Source organism: Spiroplasma endosymbiont of Phycita roborella, assembly GCF_964031195.1.
Lineage (GTDB): Bacteria > Bacillota_I > Bacilli_A > Mycoplasmatales > VBWQ01 > Spiroplasma_E > Spiroplasma_E ixodetis_A.
The window spans coordinates 92,250-111,498 of sequence record NZ_CAXIQJ010000006.1 but is presented as its reverse complement, the minus strand read 5'-3'; the positions used below and the strand labels follow the sequence as shown (position 1 = coordinate 111,498).

General features: G+C 21.9%; 35 protein-coding genes. 28 read left to right on the top strand and 7 right to left on the bottom strand.

Translation table 4 applies throughout. The features are described 5' to 3' along the window. Positions 1-20: 20 nt before the first annotated feature. Positions 21-758, bottom strand: a complete 738-nt coding sequence (locus tag AAHM95_RS08340; RefSeq protein ID WP_342274631.1) for a hypothetical protein — start codon at positions 756-758, stop codon at positions 21-23. Positions 759-1,526: 768 nt separating this feature from the next. Between AAHM95_RS08340 and AAHM95_RS08335 the strand changes: the two genes are divergently transcribed. Together AAHM95_RS08335 and AAHM95_RS08330 are read left to right on the top strand one after the other, a co-directional pair. Then, positions 1,527-2,504, top strand: coding sequence for a hypothetical protein (locus tag AAHM95_RS08335; protein WP_342274630.1), 978 nt, complete (start codon positions 1,527-1,529; stop codon positions 2,502-2,504). 981 nt (positions 2,505-3,485) lie between these two features. Beyond that, entirely contained in the window at positions 3,486-3,689 is a 204-nt protein-coding gene (locus AAHM95_RS08330; protein ID WP_281748672.1) for a hypothetical protein, read from the top strand. A 115-nt stretch (positions 3,690-3,804) separates the two neighbouring features. Here AAHM95_RS08330 and AAHM95_RS08325 read toward each other — a convergent pair. Further along, positions 3,805-4,922, bottom strand: a protein-coding gene (locus AAHM95_RS08325; protein ID WP_338975281.1) for an IS3 family transposase whose coding sequence is annotated in 2 segments (ribosomal slippage) — positions 3,805-4,652 and positions 4,652-4,922 — 1,119 coding nt in all. Because the reading frame shifts where the segments join, the coding sequence is not laid out codon by codon here. Between the two features lie 139 nt (positions 4,923-5,061). Between AAHM95_RS08325 and AAHM95_RS08320 the strand changes: the two genes are divergently transcribed. The 4 genes from AAHM95_RS08320 to AAHM95_RS08305 all read left to right on the top strand — a co-directional run bounded on the left by AAHM95_RS08320 (position 5,062) and on the right by AAHM95_RS08305 (position 6,128). Continuing rightward, positions 5,062-5,310, top strand: coding sequence for a hypothetical protein (locus AAHM95_RS08320; protein ID WP_342274629.1), 249 nt, complete (start codon positions 5,062-5,064; stop codon positions 5,308-5,310). A 101-nt stretch (positions 5,311-5,411) separates the two neighbouring features. Further along, positions 5,412-5,534, top strand: coding sequence for a hypothetical protein (locus tag AAHM95_RS08315; RefSeq protein ID WP_339042632.1), 123 nt, complete (start codon positions 5,412-5,414; stop codon positions 5,532-5,534). Positions 5,535-5,628: 94 nt separating this feature from the next. Continuing rightward, on the top strand, positions 5,629-5,865 hold the full coding sequence (locus AAHM95_RS08310; protein WP_174480108.1) for a hypothetical protein: 237 nt from the start codon (positions 5,629-5,631) through the stop codon (positions 5,863-5,865). Positions 5,866-5,876: 11 nt separating this feature from the next. Further along, a complete protein-coding gene (locus AAHM95_RS08305; protein ID WP_342274628.1) occupies positions 5,877-6,128 on the top strand; it encodes a hypothetical protein in 252 nt (83 codons plus the stop codon). Between the two features lie 15 nt (positions 6,129-6,143). Here the strand turns inward: AAHM95_RS08305 and AAHM95_RS08300 are convergent, their stop codons facing one another. The 5 genes from AAHM95_RS08300 to AAHM95_RS08280 form a co-directional block, all read right to left on the bottom strand. After that, positions 6,144-6,596, bottom strand: a complete 453-nt coding sequence (locus tag AAHM95_RS08300; RefSeq protein WP_342274217.1) for a hypothetical protein — start codon at positions 6,594-6,596, stop codon at positions 6,144-6,146. Positions 6,597-6,948: 352 nt separating this feature from the next. Then, positions 6,949-7,845: a GTPase Era gene (era, locus tag AAHM95_RS08295; protein WP_342274627.1), complete on the bottom strand. Its 897-nt coding sequence runs from the start codon at positions 7,843-7,845 to the stop codon at positions 6,949-6,951. Positions 7,846-7,848: 3 nt separating this feature from the next. After that, positions 7,849-8,283 carry a cytidine deaminase gene (gene cdd, locus AAHM95_RS08290; RefSeq protein ID WP_281748063.1) on the bottom strand — a complete coding sequence of 145 codons (435 nt, stop codon included), beginning with the start codon at positions 8,281-8,283 and terminating at the stop codon, positions 7,849-7,851. Between the two features lie 11 nt (positions 8,284-8,294). Then, entirely contained in the window at positions 8,295-8,765 is a 471-nt protein-coding gene (gene ybeY / locus AAHM95_RS08285; RefSeq protein ID WP_281748062.1) for an rRNA maturation RNase YbeY, read from the bottom strand. A gap of 46 nt (positions 8,766-8,811) precedes the next feature. Next, the gene (locus tag AAHM95_RS08280; protein WP_339043105.1) at positions 8,812-9,216 is read right to left on the bottom strand and encodes a hypothetical protein; all 405 of its coding nucleotides are present in this window, start codon (positions 9,214-9,216) and stop codon (positions 8,812-8,814) included. Between the two features lie 848 nt (positions 9,217-10,064). Between AAHM95_RS08280 and AAHM95_RS08275 the strand changes: the two genes are divergently transcribed. The 22 genes from AAHM95_RS08275 (at position 10,065) to AAHM95_RS08170 (ending at position 19,198) form a co-directional block, all read left to right on the top strand. Next, entirely contained in the window at positions 10,065-10,583 is a 519-nt protein-coding gene (locus AAHM95_RS08275; RefSeq protein WP_338973560.1) for a hypothetical protein, read from the top strand. A 134-nt stretch (positions 10,584-10,717) separates the two neighbouring features. After that, positions 10,718-10,921 carry a hypothetical protein gene (locus AAHM95_RS08270; RefSeq protein ID WP_281748672.1) on the top strand — a complete coding sequence of 68 codons (204 nt, stop codon included), beginning with the start codon at positions 10,718-10,720 and terminating at the stop codon, positions 10,919-10,921. Between the two features lie 8 nt (positions 10,922-10,929). Then, positions 10,930-11,394, top strand: coding sequence for a hypothetical protein (locus AAHM95_RS08265; RefSeq protein ID WP_281748671.1), 465 nt, complete (start codon positions 10,930-10,932; stop codon positions 11,392-11,394). Positions 11,395-11,396: 2 nt separating this feature from the next. Further along, positions 11,397-11,690: a hypothetical protein gene (locus tag AAHM95_RS08260; RefSeq protein ID WP_281748670.1), complete on the top strand. Its 294-nt coding sequence runs from the start codon at positions 11,397-11,399 to the stop codon at positions 11,688-11,690. Between the two features lie 3 nt (positions 11,691-11,693). Then, entirely contained in the window at positions 11,694-11,852 is a 159-nt protein-coding gene (locus AAHM95_RS08255; RefSeq protein WP_342274626.1) for a hypothetical protein, read from the top strand. 2 nt (positions 11,853-11,854) lie between these two features. Then, positions 11,855-12,097, top strand: a complete 243-nt coding sequence (locus AAHM95_RS08250; protein ID WP_338975868.1) for a hypothetical protein — start codon at positions 11,855-11,857, stop codon at positions 12,095-12,097. Positions 12,098-12,197: 100 nt separating this feature from the next. Continuing rightward, positions 12,198-12,320, top strand: a complete 123-nt coding sequence (locus AAHM95_RS08245) for a hypothetical protein (protein WP_342274625.1) — start codon at positions 12,198-12,200, stop codon at positions 12,318-12,320. Beyond that, positions 12,320-12,556 (top strand): hypothetical protein, encoded by a 237-nt coding sequence (locus AAHM95_RS08240; protein WP_342274624.1) that lies wholly within the window; start codon positions 12,320-12,322, stop codon positions 12,554-12,556. Before AAHM95_RS08245 ends, AAHM95_RS08240 begins: the two co-directional genes overlap by 1 nt. Before the next feature lie 130 nt (positions 12,557-12,686). Further along, entirely contained in the window at positions 12,687-12,884 is a 198-nt protein-coding gene (locus AAHM95_RS08235) for a hypothetical protein (protein WP_342274623.1), read from the top strand. Positions 12,885-12,886: 2 nt separating this feature from the next. Continuing rightward, positions 12,887-13,723: a hypothetical protein gene (locus AAHM95_RS08230; RefSeq protein WP_342274622.1), complete on the top strand. Its 837-nt coding sequence runs from the start codon at positions 12,887-12,889 to the stop codon at positions 13,721-13,723. Positions 13,724-13,770: 47 nt separating this feature from the next. Further along, positions 13,771-14,888 (top strand): IS3 family transposase gene (locus AAHM95_RS08225; RefSeq protein ID WP_342274621.1). Its coding sequence is split into 2 segments (ribosomal slippage): positions 13,771-14,041 and positions 14,041-14,888, totalling 1,119 coding nucleotides; the frame shifts between segments, so codons are not numbered across the junction. A 158-nt stretch (positions 14,889-15,046) separates the two neighbouring features. Next, positions 15,047-15,283: a hypothetical protein gene (locus AAHM95_RS08220; RefSeq protein ID WP_342274620.1), complete on the top strand. Its 237-nt coding sequence runs from the start codon at positions 15,047-15,049 to the stop codon at positions 15,281-15,283. An 18-nt stretch (positions 15,284-15,301) separates the two neighbouring features. Beyond that, positions 15,302-16,087 carry a hypothetical protein gene (locus tag AAHM95_RS08215; RefSeq protein WP_342274619.1) on the top strand — a complete coding sequence of 262 codons (786 nt, stop codon included), beginning with the start codon at positions 15,302-15,304 and terminating at the stop codon, positions 16,085-16,087. A gap of 524 nt (positions 16,088-16,611) precedes the next feature. After that, a complete protein-coding gene (locus AAHM95_RS08210) occupies positions 16,612-17,034 on the top strand; it encodes a hypothetical protein (RefSeq protein WP_342274618.1) in 423 nt (140 codons plus the stop codon). A gap of 134 nt (positions 17,035-17,168) precedes the next feature. Next, positions 17,169-17,372: a hypothetical protein gene (locus tag AAHM95_RS08205; protein WP_281748672.1), complete on the top strand. Its 204-nt coding sequence runs from the start codon at positions 17,169-17,171 to the stop codon at positions 17,370-17,372. A gap of 8 nt (positions 17,373-17,380) precedes the next feature. After that, positions 17,381-17,824, top strand: a complete 444-nt coding sequence (locus AAHM95_RS08200) for a hypothetical protein (protein ID WP_338978871.1) — start codon at positions 17,381-17,383, stop codon at positions 17,822-17,824. 2 nt (positions 17,825-17,826) lie between these two features. Further along, positions 17,827-18,120, top strand: coding sequence for a hypothetical protein (locus tag AAHM95_RS08195; protein WP_281748670.1), 294 nt, complete (start codon positions 17,827-17,829; stop codon positions 18,118-18,120). Between the two features lie 3 nt (positions 18,121-18,123). After that, entirely contained in the window at positions 18,124-18,282 is a 159-nt protein-coding gene (locus AAHM95_RS08190) for a hypothetical protein (protein WP_338975867.1), read from the top strand. Between the two features lie 2 nt (positions 18,283-18,284). Further along, entirely contained in the window at positions 18,285-18,527 is a 243-nt protein-coding gene (locus tag AAHM95_RS08185; protein ID WP_338975868.1) for a hypothetical protein, read from the top strand. 101 nt (positions 18,528-18,628) lie between these two features. Further along, on the top strand, positions 18,629-18,769 hold the full coding sequence (locus tag AAHM95_RS08180; RefSeq protein WP_342274617.1) for a hypothetical protein: 141 nt from the start codon (positions 18,629-18,631) through the stop codon (positions 18,767-18,769). Beyond that, a complete protein-coding gene (locus AAHM95_RS08175) occupies positions 18,769-19,014 on the top strand; it encodes a hypothetical protein (protein WP_338978122.1) in 246 nt (81 codons plus the stop codon). Before AAHM95_RS08180 ends, AAHM95_RS08175 begins: the two co-directional genes overlap by 1 nt. Before the next feature lies 1 nt (position 19,015). Further along, positions 19,016-19,198, top strand: a complete 183-nt coding sequence (locus AAHM95_RS08170) for a hypothetical protein (protein WP_338978120.1) — start codon at positions 19,016-19,018, stop codon at positions 19,196-19,198. Positions 19,199-19,249 lie beyond the last annotated feature (51 nt).

Below are 19,249 nucleotides of genomic sequence, written 5' to 3'. Positions count from 1 at the left end.
TTGCATTTGAGTCAAAACCACTATCTTGTGAACAAAATGACCTTCTTTTTTTTACTTAGTACTTCAATTGCTTCCTCTGCAATTTCACATTCAGGTTCATTATTAGTTTTTTCACTGAGCATTTTTTTAAATTCTTCTTCTAAAATGTCAACTTCTGCAAGAACACTAGTTATTTCAAACATATTTTTCTTTAGTTTTTCAATCAAAATAGTAGTTTTTTCTTCTTTTAGTTTTTCATTTTCTAATTCTTTCGCTTTTATCAATTCTTCATTATTAATTTTATAATTTTCTAATTCTTCTTGTTGAACTGTTATTTTTTTATTTCAATCTCAAAAACCAAAAGTAATAATTTTTAAAAAATTATTTTTTCATTTACTAATTTTTTTATTATTTAAACTTGTAATAATATTACTATATTTATTATTGACTACTAAACAATTATCAATAGTTTGTTGATTTTGATCTAAAATTTTGGCAATTTGTTCTATTTCATATTTATAATTTTCCTGATATTTTTTCTTAGTTTTTATTATTTCTTCTTTTAAAAAAATAAAAAAATTATTATATTTTTGTTCTTCTTCTATAGTTATATTAAATAATGAAAAAATATTGTTTAATTTTTCAATTAATTCATTATATATTTCTATATTTTCTCTTATTTCATGATAATAATATTGTTGCATCAAATCTATACTATTAATATTATTTGTATTTAAACTTTTTATAAACTTATTTATATTAACTAAATCATTTATCATTCTTCTTTACCTCTTATTTTTTTTATTAATAAACCCATTTACTTAAAAAAAGCAATGGGTAAAAAACTTATATTAAACTTAATAATTATATTGTACATATTATTTTTTGTTTTACAAAATTTATTTATTTTTCATAAAATTAGTTTTTTACTCTTATTAAAGTCAAAATACTACGATTTTAATAATCTATTTTATAATTAATTTATAGTAAAAAATGCTTTTAACCAATAATTATCGCTAATACTAAAGTTTTTTTTACAATTAATAATAATTTCCAAAAAGAAGAAGTTTCAAATATTATGTGTTAGAATAAGAATACAAGATTCACACTATCACATCTTGTCCCATAAGTGTTTAACTAAGTTTTTGATTATAAAATTAATATTTAAAAAATTAGAAAAAATATAAAAGTTTATAAAAAACTTGCATAACAAATTATACTTATTTAAAAATTATTAGACTCCCTTGTATAAAGAATTTGAGATAAAATATGAGCATTACTTCAATTTTAAAGTATATGTTGATGTTATATAAATATAATAATAATAACCTACTTTAAAATCATTAAATAATTTTAAAAATAACATTTTAGAATTTAAAGTTAATAATATTTTTTAACTTGTTTAAAAAATATTAAAATTGGTAATTTTTACTAAAATTTAAAAAAAGTCATTTATAATGATAGAATATTAAAGAAAATAGTTGACCTTAAAACACTTTTTAATTAAATTATTAAAACTACAAAAAAAGAAAGTTAGGTGCCAAATAATGTTAATTAACAAAACAGCTGATGAGTGTATCATTGAAACTGGCGGTGCTTTATTCCAATGTTTCGTTGATACAAATTTAACTGTTGATCAAAAAAAAATGTGTATAAATTGAATTGTTTTATTTTTAAACTATCAAGATGCAGTTATTCTTTGTGATGAAGAAAAAATTAATAGTTTACAAAAAGAACTTTCAGAAACATTCACAACAGATTATTATAAAAATGCTTTAAAAGAATTTAATAATGCAAATCTTATATATAAAAAAACTATACTTACCAATTTTAAAAACGTATGTTTGGAAAATACTTCACAAGATATTATTAATATTATCACTCAATTCCATCAGTCATTTATTAAAACAATAGATGAACATAAAAAATCACTTACCTTTTTGAATTTAAATAAAATATATGAAAATCTTTTATTATTATTTTTTATAATTCACTACCATTTAGGCTATCAATTTAAACAAGAATTAATTCCAATCATTAGAAGTTTCACTAATATGATTAAAATTCCTATTTATATTGAACAAAATGATAGTCATGTTAAAATGTTATTAATGAAAAAAAATTTGCAAGATAATGAACAATTATTTGAAGATCTTGAATTAATTCAATTGAGAAATTTTATTCATAGTTTAGATGATATATTTGCTAATGGTCTTAATATTAGTAGTGCCATTGAAAAATTAATATTAACTAGACCACATAAAATAAAACATTCAATGAATATGTTATTTAAAAAACACGGTATTAAACTACAAAAAATACTTTGAAAAAATAACAAAGAAAGTAATCCTACCATTGGTAATATGATTATGCACTTATTTGCTTATGAAACATATTATGTACAAAGAAATCACAACTATGAAACATATGAACAACTAGTATTAAATAATGTTTTAACAGATCCTCTTTTTCAAAAAATATTTGTTGAATATAAAACAAAAAATCAAATTAATAAGGTTATTTAAAAATAATAATTACTTTAATTTTCTAAGTAAAAAATTAAGGGCGAATAACAAATTTAACAAATTTTATTCAATATAATATATTATAAAAATAACTTCCTAATTTTTTTAACCCTTGAATTAAAAATAAATGACAAAAGACGAGAATAAAAATCTTGTCTTTTTTTGTAATTGTAAAATTTTAAAATTTTTTATTATTAGCACCCTTTAAATATCTACTACACGCAGTGACCAAGTAGGAGAAAGTTAATAATTAATAACCCTCTTTAACGCTATTATCAACACGTGTTAGGGAACTAAAAAAGTGAACTACAACACAGTTGTTAAAAATAGTAGCTAGCATGTGGACTTGCATGGATAAATAAAAAGTGGAATGATACCTAATAAAATATACTAACCATTTAATGGTAATTCTTGGGGTGGGAGCGAATTGGAAACTAGTATATATAGACCTGTTGTAGGGACCTATTGTATTAATTCTATTCTTTATTTAACCAACCTTGCCACTCTCCAGTGAGCAAGTGTTGGTTTTATTTTTTATTTTTTTTGAAAAATTTTTTGGGCTCAAAAATAAATTATGAAATTTTAAAAAAAATTGAGCGGGGCCGGTTCAATTAAAATATTAATTTGTTAAACACAAATTAAATAAATATTGAATCGAATGCCTCAATGTTTTTTAAAATTTCATAATTTATTTTTGAGCCCAGAATTACTGGAATGAATAAAACGAATAGTAGTAGTATTAATAATCTAAAAATCAAAATATATGTTCTTTATGCTAGAAGCAACAGAACATATTAGGAAAGGAATTTCAAATCATAATGAAAAAGTATTTTTGTTGAACATGTAAACAAAATAAATTAGATTATTTATTCTTTAATACTAATGATATAAAAACAAGAAAATATTTTTTAAGAGATAAAAATAGTAAAGCAATTTGTTATGACTGTATTTTAAATATTAAGTTAAGTAGGAGGTATAAATATGGATAAAGAATATTTAACTAAAAGAGGAACGATTTGCATACCAGACAGTGATGATATTGAATTTAAAATAGGGCTAATTAAACTGATTGATGATTTAAAAAAAGATAATTTAGTTTGTGGTCATAAAGAATTTATTGAAGAATGTAAATATTGTTGATGTAATTGTGATTTAGAAATTATTAAAACGGTTATTAGAGGTTAACTTAATTAATGCAATATGACTTAATTATTGGAATTGACCCTGCTGGAATTGGTAATAATGGAATGGTTATATATTCAAGTGAAACTAATAATTGGAATGGCAACCCTTTTTAGGACTATTTTTTGGTAGACATTTGTTTTTGATAACTAATTGGAGTTAGGTAGTTTAGAGTACTGTGAATTCTTATGTTGTTATATCAATTGATGTAATCAAATAATTCTAATTTTAATTGGATTAATGATGTAAAATTTTTATCATTAATAAATTCAATTTTGAAAGTTTTAAAAGTTGCTTCAGCAACAGCATTGTCATAAGGACATCCTTTTTTGCTTAAAGATCGAGTTATGTTGAAAGCTAATAAAAGTTTATCAATAGTTTTATTATTGAATTCATTACCGCGATCAGTATGAAATATTTCAATATCTTTTAAACAGTGATTTGATTGCATAAATGCTTGATATACTAATGATGCATCTTTTTTAACTCCAACACTATGTCCAATAATTTCGCGGTTAAATAGGTCGATTAATAGGCAAATATAGTTTCATTTACCATTAACTTGAACATAAGTTAAATCACTAACAATAACTTCATTTTTAATTCTATTATTAAAGTTTCTATTAACAAGATTGGTTATTTGACTATCATTGACTTTATTATGATAATTTTTGAATGATAATTTAGTGTATTTTGATATTAAATTATGCTTATTCATAATTTCTTTAATTTTTCTGCGTGATAAATAAATTTCTTGGTTTGCTAGTATGACTTTTAATCTTCTAGTACCATAAACTTCTTTATTTTCTTTAAAAGCACTAATAACAGCTTGTTCATAAATATTATTTTGAATTTTATTTTTTTTCTTTAAATTAAAATAATATGTTGATTTAGAGAGTTTTAAAAAATGACACATTGTGCGAATTTTATATTTAGATTTATTATTTGCAATAATCTCTACTTTCTGCCTATTATTAGTGCTGCTTGCTTTAAAATATCAATTTCCATTCGTAACTGTTTTAATTCTTTATTTGCTTGAATTAATTGTTTTTCTAAATCTGAAAGATTATCTTTAGTTTTAAAACTACCTGAATTAGTAAATTGCTTAATTCAATTGTAAGTAGCTGCTCTTGTAACATTGTATTCTTTAACAAGGCAAGATACTGATTTGCCACTTTGATATAAAGCTACTATTTGTTTTTTAAATTCATCTGAATATGAGTTAATAGTGACCATAATTATAATTCCTTTCTTTTAACTAATTTGTTCACTTGTCTATGTAATTAGTGTCCAATAAAGTGTAACCCATCCATTTATTCATGAACCACATTATGATGAAATTAAAAATGAACAAAGACAAAGACAATGTGAAAATATGACAGAAGAGCAATTTGATGAATATTGTAGAGCATATTGTAAAGAACATAGAATTAAAGTTGATGAAATTAATAAATCAAGACATAAAAATTGTATTAATAAAGAAAAATTAGTATCTTTTTTATCTGAATTTTATAATAATTTTAATCAAGTTGAAGACAAATGATTTCAATCAAAAGCAGATACTTATGCAAATATATTAGAATATTTAGAAAGTAATGAATTTTATAATGATAATAAAAATTAAAAAGAATAATAAATGTGGTTATGGTAGAGTTTTTGCTCATAAATGTAATAACTTATGTAAACAAAAACAAAATAAAAGAGTTAGGAAAGAAAGGTTAAATTATGAATAAAGAAAAATTAATTTTAGATATCGATGAAATTATAAATGATAAAAATCCACATAGAACTTATACAGAATATGTCTTTTCTTTAAAAGAAAGAATTGAAAATGGAGAATTTGACTAATGTGTTTTTGTTATGAAGATGAAGCAATAAAATGTGATAAAGGATATTGTGATAACTGTTGTGAAAAATATTGTAATCAAGGAGATGAACATTAATGATAATATTACCTACTTTGTTTGAAAATAAAGATGAAATTGAAATATTGTCACCATTTCCAAAAGCAATTCATACAAGTAATGATATTAGAGCAATTATTTTAAGACAATACCCAAATGTTAAATCCAAACACATAATTGTTTCTGACCCCGAAAGTAATGTTGCATTAATAGTTGGTGATAATGATGTATATCAAGGTTGAATTAAAGTAACAATTAAAAAATTAGAAAATTAAAGGAGAAAAAAATGCCAAATATAGAAAATCAATCAAATTATACTTTAACTAAATTAATAAGAACTGGTATAAGTCCAATTTGTGCAATGATTGGTACAAGTGCTTATTATGGTCAAGTAATTGCAAATCCAGTATTAGGTTCAATTAATAGTTTATTATTTGGTAAAAAATTAGGTTTAGATATTTGAAAGAAATGCTTGGTAATAGAACTTATAATATTTCAATTTATATTAAAATGGTTATTTTTAAATGTAATAAGATAAATTTAGAAACATAATTTAATGAATGTAATAATTACTTATTATTTCACAATTTGCAATAGCATCTCAAAAATTATTATTTTTCATTTTTCTTTTTAAACCAATAATTAAGAATGTTAATGACAAAATTATAGACACAAAAACTGGAACTACAATTGTAGAAAAGATAATACCAACTTTTAACCATAATAAAGAATAATTATAAAAATTATGAATAATATAATAACTTCCAAAATTATTAAGGCAAATATTGTTATTAGTTAATATGTAATATCAACTATATTTACTTCATAAATTAAACCCATTATATTCATAAATTAAAGATTTTGTATTTTTAAATAAATGATTATTTTTAATAGTCACTACTTCTTTTCCATGAAATAAACTTAGTAATAATAATCCTGCAATCATAATTAAAATAGTTAAAATAAATATTAATACAGTTAATAACTGTAATTTTTTAAGTTTCATTTTTAAATTCTCCTTAATTTACTTTAAAATTTTAGCACTTACTAAATTTAATTATAAGTATTTTAGTTGCAATAAATTTAAAAAAATTATATTATTTAAATACAATTTCATAAAAATCCAAATTATTTCTTGTCTAAAATATAATAAGACTATATAGATTTAATTTATTCCGGATTTTTGACAATCTCCCAAAATTTCAACAATCTAAAAGACTATATTTATTTAAATTGATTTTTATTTCTGGTAAAGAAACTATTTTAACACCATAATTTGATGTTAAAATAGTAACATTATTTATTGATTTAATGTAGTTAATGTTTAAAATCAAACCAGTATCAATATTAAACATATTTTAACTATAACCTAACTCTTTTAATTTTCTAGGATTATTTCTTCAATCAGGTATTACTTTTACAAAAGTTTTTAATATAATATGAGAATCAAAAATACTTTCTAAATCTGTTCTAGCTCTTATTCCAATTTCTTTAATCATACTACCTCCTTTACCAATAATAATTCCTTTTTGTGAGTCTCGTTCAACAACAATAACAGCATTAATATCAGTAATATTAGTATTTGGATTATAATTAATACTTTCAATTAATACTGCTACACTATAAGGAATTTCTTCTTCTGTTAAATTTAAAATTTTTTCACGAATAATTTCCTTAATTAAAGTATTATCTGAAACATCATCGTTATTTTCGATTAAATGATTCTTTTCACCAATTGGTAAATACTCATATAGTTTTTTCAATAATATATCTAAATTCATTTCTTTTATAGCAGAAATTGGAATTATTTCTTTAAATAGTAATAAATCTTTTCACTCATTAATTTTATCCATTAATTTTTCTTTTGTTACTAAATCAACCTTAGTTAATAAAAGTAGAATAGTTGTATTTACCCTTTCTGATAATAATTTAATAATATGTTTATCGCTATTTCCAATGTATTCATTACATGGCGCTAATAAACAAATAATGTTAGTTTCTTTAATGGCGCGATTAGCATCGCGATTCATCATTCGTCCAAGTTGGTTATTATGTTTATGAATGCCGGGAGTATCAAAAAATATGATTTGCATATCATCACTATTATAAATACCTTGAATTTGATTTTTGGTTGTTTGTGGTTTATTAGACACAATTGCCTTTTTTTCTTGAAGAATGGTATTTAATAAAGTTGATTTTCCAACATTACTTCTACCAATAAAACTAACAAAACCTGATTTAAAATTATTATTCATAAATTAATTCCCTTTCAATGAACTTGGTTTAAACGCTAAAGGTAATAAGTCTTTTACTAATATTTTACAAATTGTTTTAGTATCATTATTTTCATTTTTATTACTAATATAAATAGGACATGTTTCTGGCATAATTTCAATCATAAATTGACGACACATACCACAAGGAGAACCAACAGTTTCACTATCAGTAATTAAAAATAGACTAATAATATCTTCTTTTTTATAACCTTGAGCAATAACTTGTGACAAAGCCGCTCTTTCAGCACAAATGCCTACTGAGTATGCAGCATTTTCAACATTTACTCCTAACACTTCTTTACTATTTTTCAAAAGTACTATTGCAGCAACTCTAAATAAAGAATAAGGAGCATAAGCATTTTTTTGTATTGCTTTTGCTTTTTTCAATAATACTAATAAATCTATATCTTGTTCCATTATACCACCCCTTATTTTCTAGTAATACCAAGAATATTTAAAATTTCATCTTGTAAATCAAACATAACCTTTTCTTCTACGCTATTTTGATGATCATATCCTAATGTATGAAGTAATCCATGAATAAAAAGAAATGATAATTCTCTAATTAAACTATGGCCATATTCTTGTGCTTGCGCTACTGCCTTTGAATAACAAATATAAACATCACCTAAATCTCTAATATCAATATTAATATTTGGAAAATCATCATCATTATTTCCAAATGATAAAACATCAGGAACATAATCTTTATGACGATACATTTTATTTAATTCAATACTAGTCTGTTCGTCATTAAAAATAGCAGCAATACACCATGTAATTTTCTGTTTTAACTTAATAGCTACTGCATTTAAAATTTTTTCTGATAAAATATTAAAATTTTTAATGTCATAGTTATGATCATTGTAAATATTTACAATATTAATTTTTGCTGGCATTTATCTACCTAACTTCTTTTTGATTAAATTATATCAATATTTACATTTATGTTGTAATATTATTTCAAATAAATGTTAACAAACTTTCTTCACCAATAATTATTAATACCATTTGATTTAAATATGTATTAGAATTAATATTTTCTTCAATTAAAAGTTGATTATTATCATTTCATTTTGGAAAAAAAATTGTTAAATAACATTTATTAATAGAGAAAAAAATAGTAATTTGATTAAAACTATTAAACTTTAAACATTCTTCTCTTTTAAAATCTAATAAATAAGCAAAGTGTCCCTTATTTTCATATCTTGTCTCACTTATAAAAATAGTTTGACCATTACCAGCATAAACATGAGGAATATTAATAATTTTTAAACCTAATAAGAGTCTTAAAAAAAGAAAAATTGAACTACTCCCTAATAAATAAGTACTTTTTCTAAAAAAAATCATTATTCATTACCATCTATACTTTTATAATTATTTAAATCAATTACATTTTTAAATAATTTGGGCGGTTGTCAAAGTTACGAAATAATTAATTATCATATTAGTAACTTATTTCCGAAATTACCATTTAAAAATGATGATAGACAAATTAAATTCTCTTTTACCCTTAAATTTATATTCGACGTATTTTAAAAAATATAGATTTTATAAGATAAAATAAAAATTATTAACAAGGAAAAAGACAAGAAATAATCTTGTCTTTTTTTGTAATTGTAAAATTTTAAAATTTTTAATAACCGTCTTTAACGCTATTATCAACACGTGTTAGGGAACTAAAAAAGTGAACTACAACACAGTTGTTAAAAATAGTAGCTAGAACATGTGGACTTGCATGGATAAATAAAAAGTGGAGTGATACCTAATAAATTATACTAACCATTTAATGGTAATTCTTGGGGTGGGAGCGAATTGGAAACTAGTATATATAGACCTACTAGGGAACCTACTATATTAATTCTATTCTTTATTTAACCAACCTTGCCACTCCCCAGTGAGCAAGTGTTGGTTTTATTTTTTATTTTTTTTGAAAAATTTTTTTGGGCGAGAAAATAAATTTCAAACTTGTAAAAAAAATTGAGCGGTGCCGGTTCAATTAAAATATTAATTTGTTTAACACAAATTAAATAAATATTGAATCGAATGCCTCAATGTTTTTTAAAATTTCACAATTTATTTTTGAGCCCAGAATTGCTGAAATGAATAAAACGAATAGTAGTATTATTAATAATCTAAAAATCAAAATATATGTTCTTTATGCTAGAAGCAACAGAACATATTAGGAAAGGATTATTATGCAAATAGAATTTAAAAAAGAACAAATTGTTAAAGATAAACCACAATCTATTCTTATTGATTATGTTGAATATAAATTATCACTTCCAAAATGAATGATTAAAAATAATTCTTTTATTGTTGATAACAGTTACACATATTGAGTTTTTAATTTAGAAAATATTAAAAGAGAATTAAGTGGTAATGAATTAATAAAATTATTAGAACCATATATTAAAGACCAAAAAATAACTGTTAATAAACCAACTGCTCCAAAAGAATATTATCTTAATGATATAAAACTTGAACCATTAAAATTTTATGAACAGCATAATAGTTGATTTATAGGTGAAATAACAGATAACAAAACTAAAATTACTAATCCTTGTTTTAAATATAACATTACGTGAGAAGAAAACAGAAAAGGTTTTAAAATAAATAATCCATATAAACATGATGATTTACCAATTAATTATCTAGTTACTTCTTATAAGGAAATTTCAACTCATAATGAAAAAATATTTTTGTTGAACATGTAAACAAAATAAATTAGATTATTTATTCTTTAATACTAATGATATAAAAACAAGAAAATATTTTTTAAGAGATAAAAATAGTAAAGCGATTTGTTATGATTGTATTTTAAATATTAGGTTAAGTAGGAGGTATAAATATGGATAAAGAATATTTAACTAAAAGAGGAACGATTTGCATACCAGACAGTGATGATATTGAATTTAAAATAGGACTAATTAAACTGATTGATGATTTAAAAAAAGATAATTTAGTTTGTGGTCATAAAGAATTTATTGAAGAATGTAAATATTGTTGATGTAATTGTGATTTAGAAATTATTAAAACAGTTATTAGAGGTTAACTTAATTAATGCAATATGATTTAATTATTGGAATTGACCCCGCTGGAATTGGTAATAATGGAATTGTTATATATTCAAATGAAACTAATAATATTGTTTTTAATGAAACATTCAATACATTAACTGTTTTATGAACTAAAAATATGTATAAAGAAAAATTTCAATTAATTAAAGAAAAATTTATTGATAAAAAAATATTAGTTATTGTAGAAAATTTCTTTTTAAATTCAAAACAATTACTAACTAATCCATTATCAACGCCTAAAATAATTGGTGCATTAATGGTATTAGTTCAAGATGTTTTCAACTGAGATTATCTAGAAAACCAACCAAAAAATAAAAATAAAATAACAAATTATAAAGGAAATATAAAATTAACAAAACATGAACAAGATGCTTATAAGCATATTCAATATTATTTAAAAAATCATAAAAAAATATTAATTTTTGATAATTATTTAAGGAAATTATAAACATGAAAGATAAAGCAAATTATGTCAAATTAACAGTAAAACTAAGTAATACTATTGAAGCAAAATATTACGAAAAAGGTAATAAAGAATTATATTATAGTGTTAGAGGTCAATGAAATGGATTAAACTATGTTACTTTAATTTTTAACAACCCAAAATTTTATAGACGCTGTATTTTATTAAACAAAAACGATGAAATTATAGTAACTGGTCAAATTTTTAATACTTTAAATATTGCTAAAAATCGTGCATTTTGTTCAATTAATGTTAAATGATTTAAAAAATGAAAAGAGTAAAAAATGATATTATGAAAAATTTTATTAATAGTACCAATATTAATAACAAGCATAACACTAATAATATTTTTAATATTTATTATTAAAGAATTAAAAAATGAATATAAAGTATTAAAAATATTAAGTGAAATTACTAATCAAATTAAAACTAAGGAGAAATAATAATGAATAAAGAAGAGTTAGAACAATGAGTATTTAATGAAATAGGTAAAATTGAAAGTATTAAAGAAGATAAATTATTACATGAAAATTGTATTAATAAAGAAAAATTAGTATCTTTTTTATCTGAATTTTATAATAATTTTAATCAAGTTGAAGACAAATGATTTCAATCAAAAGCAGATACTTATGCAAATATATTAGAATATTTAGAAAGTAATGAATTTTATAATGATAATAAAAATTAAAAAGAATAATAAATGTGGTTATGGTAGAGTTTTTGCTCATAAATGTAATAACTTAGTAAACAAAAACAAAATAAAAGAGTTAGGAAAGAAAGGTTAAATTATGAATAAAGAAAAAATAATTAAAAAATTAGATGAATATTTAAAACTTACTGGTGATAATTGATGAGCAAAAGCGGTAATTATTAGTATTATAGATTCTATAAAAAAGGGTGAATTTGACTAATGATAATATTACCTACTTTGTTTGAAAATAAAGATGAAATTGAAATATTATCACCATTTCCAAAAGCAATTCATACAAGTAATGATATTAGAGCAATTATTTTAAGACAATACCCAAATGTTAAATCAAAACACATAATTGTTTCTGACCCAGAAAGTAATGTTACATTAATAGTTGGTGATAATGATGTTTATCAAGGTTGAATTAAAGTAACAATTAAAAAATTAGAAAATTAAAGGAGAATAAACAAATGCAAAAGGAAAAAATTAAAATTAGAAATTATGAATTTGAATTAAATTCTTATGTAGTAGATTCTTTATTAGATGTTATAAGAGAACTGATAAAAACAAATAAAGGAGAATAAACATGACTAAACGCGAATTTTTAATTAAATGAAATGTAGATGAAAAATTATGATTTATTAATAATGTTGAATTTTTACATTCAGATACACATATAATTTTTAATTGAAATGATAATTATTTAAGCATTGATTATTATTCAAAAGAGATGAAAAAATTTATAGAATTATTAAATGATTTAAAACAAATTAAAGGAGAATAAAAATGGAAACAAATAATTATACTTTAATCAAATTAATTAGAACTGGTATAAGTCCTATTTGTGCAATGATTGGTACAAGTGCTTATTATGGTCAAGTAATAAGTAATCCATTATTAGGTTCAATTAATAGTTTATTATTTGGTAAAAAATTAGGTTTAGATATATGAAATTTAAATCAAAGACCAAATACTAAAACTAAATTAATTAATAGTTCTAAAAAAATATTACTAGGTTTAGGAACAATTGGTTTAGCAAATTATAGTAAATGAACAGAAAATAATATTAATCCTATTATTCCAACAACACCAACTCCAATAACTACTACAACTACAACTGAGGGTCCTCCATGATTACTATTAGATAAACAAGAACATCAGTCATTAATGGATTGAGATACATATATTTCATTAAATGCTTATGGTATTTCAAATCTTATTAGTGGATTAACTGAGTTAATACCTAATAAATTTGAAGCAATAAGAAAGATTTGTAATATGGCTACTGGTGGATGTTTAATATCAAGTGGTGTAGCAATGGGTATTAATAATGATTTTAATAATGCTTATGCAGTACCTACCATAATTGCTGGTGCAAGTGAAATAATCCATAATTTACTACCTATGGAAACTACACATCATAATGAAGAAATGCAAGAAACATCATTTAATGATGAAACTGCAAGATTAGTAAATGATAATAGATTCACAATTAATAGTGAAACAACTAGTCAATATGGTAGTGATAATATGAGCGAAGTAGCATTAAATCATGATAATGCTTCATTAAATTGAGATTATAATCACATGAGTTTGGATGGGTTACACTTTATTGGACACTAATTACATAGACAAGTGAACAAATTAGTTAAAAGAAAGGAATTATAATTATGGTCACTATTAACTCATATTCAGATGAATTTAAAAAACAAATAGTAGCTTTATATCAAAGTGGCAAATCAGTATCTTGCCTTGTTAAAGAATACAATGTTACAAGAGCAGCTACTTACAATTGAATTAAGCAATTTACTAATTCAGGTAGTTTTAAAACTAAAGATAATCTTTCAGATTTAGAAAAACAATTAATTCAAGCAAATAAAGAATTAAAACAGTTACGAATGGAAATTGATATTTTAAAGCAAGCAGCACTAATAATAGGCAGAAAGTAGAGATTATTGCAAATAATAAATCTAAATATAAAATTCGCACAATGTGTCATTTTTTAAAACTCTCTAAATCAACATATTATTTTAATTTAAAGAAAAAAAATAAAATTCAAAATAATATTTATGAACAAGCTGTTATTAGTGCTTTTAAAGAAAATAAAGAAGTTTATGGTACTAGAAGATTAAAAGTCATACTAGCAAACCAAGAAATTTATTTATCACGCAGAAAAATTAAAGAAATTATGAATAAGCATAATTTAATATCAAAATACACTAAATTATCATTCAAAAATTATCATAATAAAGTCAATGATAGTCAAATAACCAATCTTGTTAATAGAAACTTTAATAATAGAATTAAAAATGAAGTTATTGTTAGTGATTTAACTTATGTTCAAGTTAATGGTAAATGAAACTATATTTGCCTATTAATCAACCTATTTAACCGCGAAATTATTGGACATAGTGTTGGAGTTAAAAAAGATGCATCATTAGTATATCAAGCATTTATGCAATCAAATCACTGTTTAAAAGATATTGAAATATTTCATACTGATCGCGGTAATGAATTCAATAATAAAACTATTGATAAACTTTTATTAGCTTTCAACATAACTCGATCTTTAAGCAAAAAAGGATGTCCTTATGACAATGCTATTGCTGAAGCAACTTTTAAAACTTTCAAAATTGAATTTATTAATGATAAAAATTTTACATCATTAATCCAATTAAAATTAGAATTATTTGATTACATCAATTGATATAACAACATAAGAATTCACAGTACTCTAAACTACCTAACTCCAATTAGTTATCAAAAACAAATGTCTACCAAAAAATAGTCCTAAAAAGGGTTGCCATTCCAGAAAATGAAAATAATGTTCAACAAACAACTGAACTTTTAACTGAAAATAATGCTTCTTCACAAGAAATAGAAAATAAAGTTAATGAAGCAGAAAATAAGTTAAATAAACTTAATCAAGAAATTAAAGAAAAAGAAATGATTAATATATTTAAAAAATATCAAGTTAAAACTGAATTTTATGATTATTTAAAATTTAAAACAAATAATATAGAAAATTCAAAAATTGAAGAAATTATTAAGAAAATGATTAAAGAACAACCACTATTTAAAGAAACAATTAATACGGGTGGTAAATCACAAACAATAATAACAAATCAACCAAATTCAATAAAAAGTACATTATTGGATTATAAAAAAAATAATAATTTATAACAGAAAGGAAATCAAAAAATGGCAATACAATTCAATAAAAATTTAGATAATACCGAAAAATTAGTAGAAGCACCAGAGTTTATAGAATTTTATAAACAATCAAATTCACCATGAGCAAGTTTTTTTCCTATCGAAATGGTTAATTCAACAAAAATTGAATTTATAGTTAAAAAACCAAAAAATTCAGAAATTAAAGTATTAAAATGAAATGATAAAAGCAAAGGATTAGATGTTAGTTATGCTGAAACTATTAAAATTTTAAAAGAAATTAAAGAAGAAGCAGTTGCGGGTGAAATAATTGCTAATGTTGATTTAAATGCTGAAAATGGACAAAATTTATTAAATACAATGCAATATGAAGTTGCTAATGACTTAGCAGATTATTTAGCAAATAATGATACAAATGTAATTGCAAAATATGCAACTAAAATAGACATTACTGATAAATCACCAGTAGGATATTTAAAATCAATGTTAGATGCTTGAAATACTTTATTTCAACTAAGAAATAGTAATAATTGTCGTTTTTTTATTACTAATAATATTTATGATAGTATTGTTTATTTAGCTAATAATAAAGGATTAATTACTGATAATCAGATTGCTCAACAATTAAGATTAAATGGAAATGATTTATATATTAAAGGTGTACTATGTCAAATTGTAATGGATGATTATATGACATTTACTGATAATAATGAAACTAAAATTATGTCTTTTGTTTTAGCAACACCAAGAGCAATGAAAAGATATATGTTACAAAATACAATTGTATATGTTCAAGATATTGTGGATGATGCCTAATAAAATATACTAACCAGTAATGGTAATTCTTGGGGTGGGAGCGAATTGGAAACTAGTATATATAGACCTGTTGTAGGGACCTATTATATTAATTCTATTCTTTATTTAACCAACCTTGCCACTTACCAGTGAGCAAGTGTTGGTTTTATTTTTTATTTTTTTTGAAAAATTTTTTTGGGCGAGAAAATAAATTTCAAACTTGTAAAAAAAATTGAGCGGTGCCGGTTCAATTAAAATATTAATTTGTTTAACACAAATTAAATAAAGATTGAATCGAATGCCTCAATGTTTTTTAAAATTTCACAATTTATTTTTGAGCTCAGAATTGCTGAAATGAATAAAACGAATAGTAGTATTATTAATAATCTAAAAATCAAAATATATGTTCTTTATGCTAGAAGCAACAGAACATATTAGGAAAGGATTATTATACAAATAGAATTTAAAAAAAACAAATTGTTAAAGATAAACCACAATCTATTCTTATTGATTATGTTGAATATAAATTATCACTTCCAAAATGAATGATTAAAAATAATTCTTTTATTGTTGATAACAGTTACACATATTGAGTTTTTAATTTAGAAAATATTAAAAGAGAATTAAGTGGTAATGAATTAATAAAATTATTAGAACCATATATTAAAGACCAAAAAATAACTGTTAATAAACCAACTGCTCCAAAAGAATATTATCTTAATGATATAAAACTTGAACCATTAAAATTTTATGAACAGCATAATAGTTGATTTATAGGTGAAATAACAGATAACAAAACTAAAATTACTAATCCTTGTTTTAAATATAACATTACGTGAGAAGAAAACAGAAAAGGTTTTAAAATAAATAATCCATATAAACATGATGATTTACCAATTAATTATCTAGTTACTTCTTATAAGGAAATTTCAACTCATAATGAAAAAATATTTTTGTTGAACATGTAAACAAAATAAATTAGATTATTTATTCTTTAATACTAATGATATAAAAACAAGAAAATATTTTTTAAGAGATAAAAATAGTAAAGTGATTTGTTATGATTGTATTTTAAATATTAGGTTAAGTAGGAGGTATAAATATGGATAAAGAATATTTAACTAAAAGAGGAACGATTTGCATACCAGACAGTGATGATATTGAATTTAAAATAGGACTAATTAAACTGATTGATGATTTAAAAAAAGATAATTTAGTTTGTGGTCATAAAGAATTTATTGAAGAATGTAAATATTGTTGATGTAATTGTGATTTAGAAATTATTAAAACAGTTATTAGAGGTTAACTTAATTAATGCAATATGATTTAATTATTGGAATTGACCCCGCTGGAATTGGTAATAATGGAATTGTTATATATTCAAATGAAACTAATAATATTGTTTTTAATGAAACATTCAATACATTAACTGTTTTATGAACTAAAAATATGTATAAAGAAAAATTTATTGATAAAAAAATATTAGTTATTGTAGAAAATTTCTTTTTAAATTCAAAACAATTACTAACTAATCCATTATCAACGCCTAAAATCATTGGTGCATTAATGGTATTAGTTCAAGATGTTTTCAACTGAGATTATCTAGAAAACCAACCAAAAAATAAAAATAAAATAACAAATTATAAAGGAAATATAAAATTAACAAAACATGAACAAGATGCTTATAAGCATATTCAATATTATTTAAAAAATCATAAAAAAATATTAATTTTTGATAATTATTTAAGGAAATTATAAACATGAAAGATAAAGCAAATTATGTCAAATTAACAGTAAAACTAAGTAATACTATTGAAGCAAAATATTACGAAAAAGGTAATAAAGAATTATATTATAGTGTTAGAGGTCAATGAAATGGATTAAACTATGTTACTTTAATTTTTAACAACCCAAAATTTTATAGACGCTGTATTTTATTAAACAAAAACGATGAAATTATAGTAACTGGTCAAATTTTTAATACTTTAAATATTGCTAAAAATCGTGCATTTTGTTCAATTAATGTTAAATGATTTAAAAAATGAAAAGAGTAAAAAATGATATTATGAAAAATTTTATTAATAGTACCAATATTAATAACAAGCATAACACTAATAATATTTTTAATATTTATTATTAAAGAATTAAAAAATGAATATAAAGTATTAAAAATATTAAGTGAAATTTCTAATCAAATTAAAACTAAGGAGAAATAATAATGAATAAAGAAGAGTTAGAACAATGAGTATTTAATGAAATAGGTAAAATTGAAAGTATTAAAGAAGATAAATTATTACATGAAAATTGTATTAATAAAGAAAAATTAGTATCTTTTTTATCTGAATTTTATAATAATTTTAATCAAGTTGAAGACAAATGATTTCAATCAAAAGCAGATACTTATGCAAATATATTAGAATATTTAGAAAGTAATGAATTTTATAATGATAATAAAAATTAAAAAGAATAATAAATGTGGTTATGGTAGAGTTTTTGCTCATAAATGTAATAACTTATGTAAACAAAAACAAAATAAAAGAGTTAGGAAAGAAAGGTTAAATTATGAATAAAGAAAAATTAATTAAATATTTAAAAACTTTATTTATGGAAACTGATAATTGAGAAAAACAAACAATTATTGCAACGAATTTAATAATACGTGAAGAACTGATTATAAAAATAGAAAATGGAGAATTTGAATAATGATAATATTACCTACTTTGTTTGAAAATAAAGATGAAATTGAAATATTATCACCATTTCCCAAATCAATTCATACCAGTAATGATATTAGAACAATTATTTTAAGAGAATATCCAAATGTTAAATCAAAACACATAATTGTTTCTGACCCCGAAGGTAATGTTGCATTAATAGTTGGTGATAATGATGTTTATCAAGGTTGAATTAAAGTAACAGTTAAAAAATTAGAAATTAAAGGACAATAAAATGATTAATAATTATGAATGACTATGATATTGTGATAGTTATGGTTGTAAAAATAACAATAGTAATCAAGAAATATATGTTTGCTCAATTAAAAAAGATAAAAAATTAGGATTATGTAAAACTCATTTTAATAATTACAAAAATATAACAATTGATTATGTTATCAAAATTAAAGGAGAATAGAAAATGCCAATATTCAAATTAGACTTAATAAATAAAAAATTAGAAAAATAA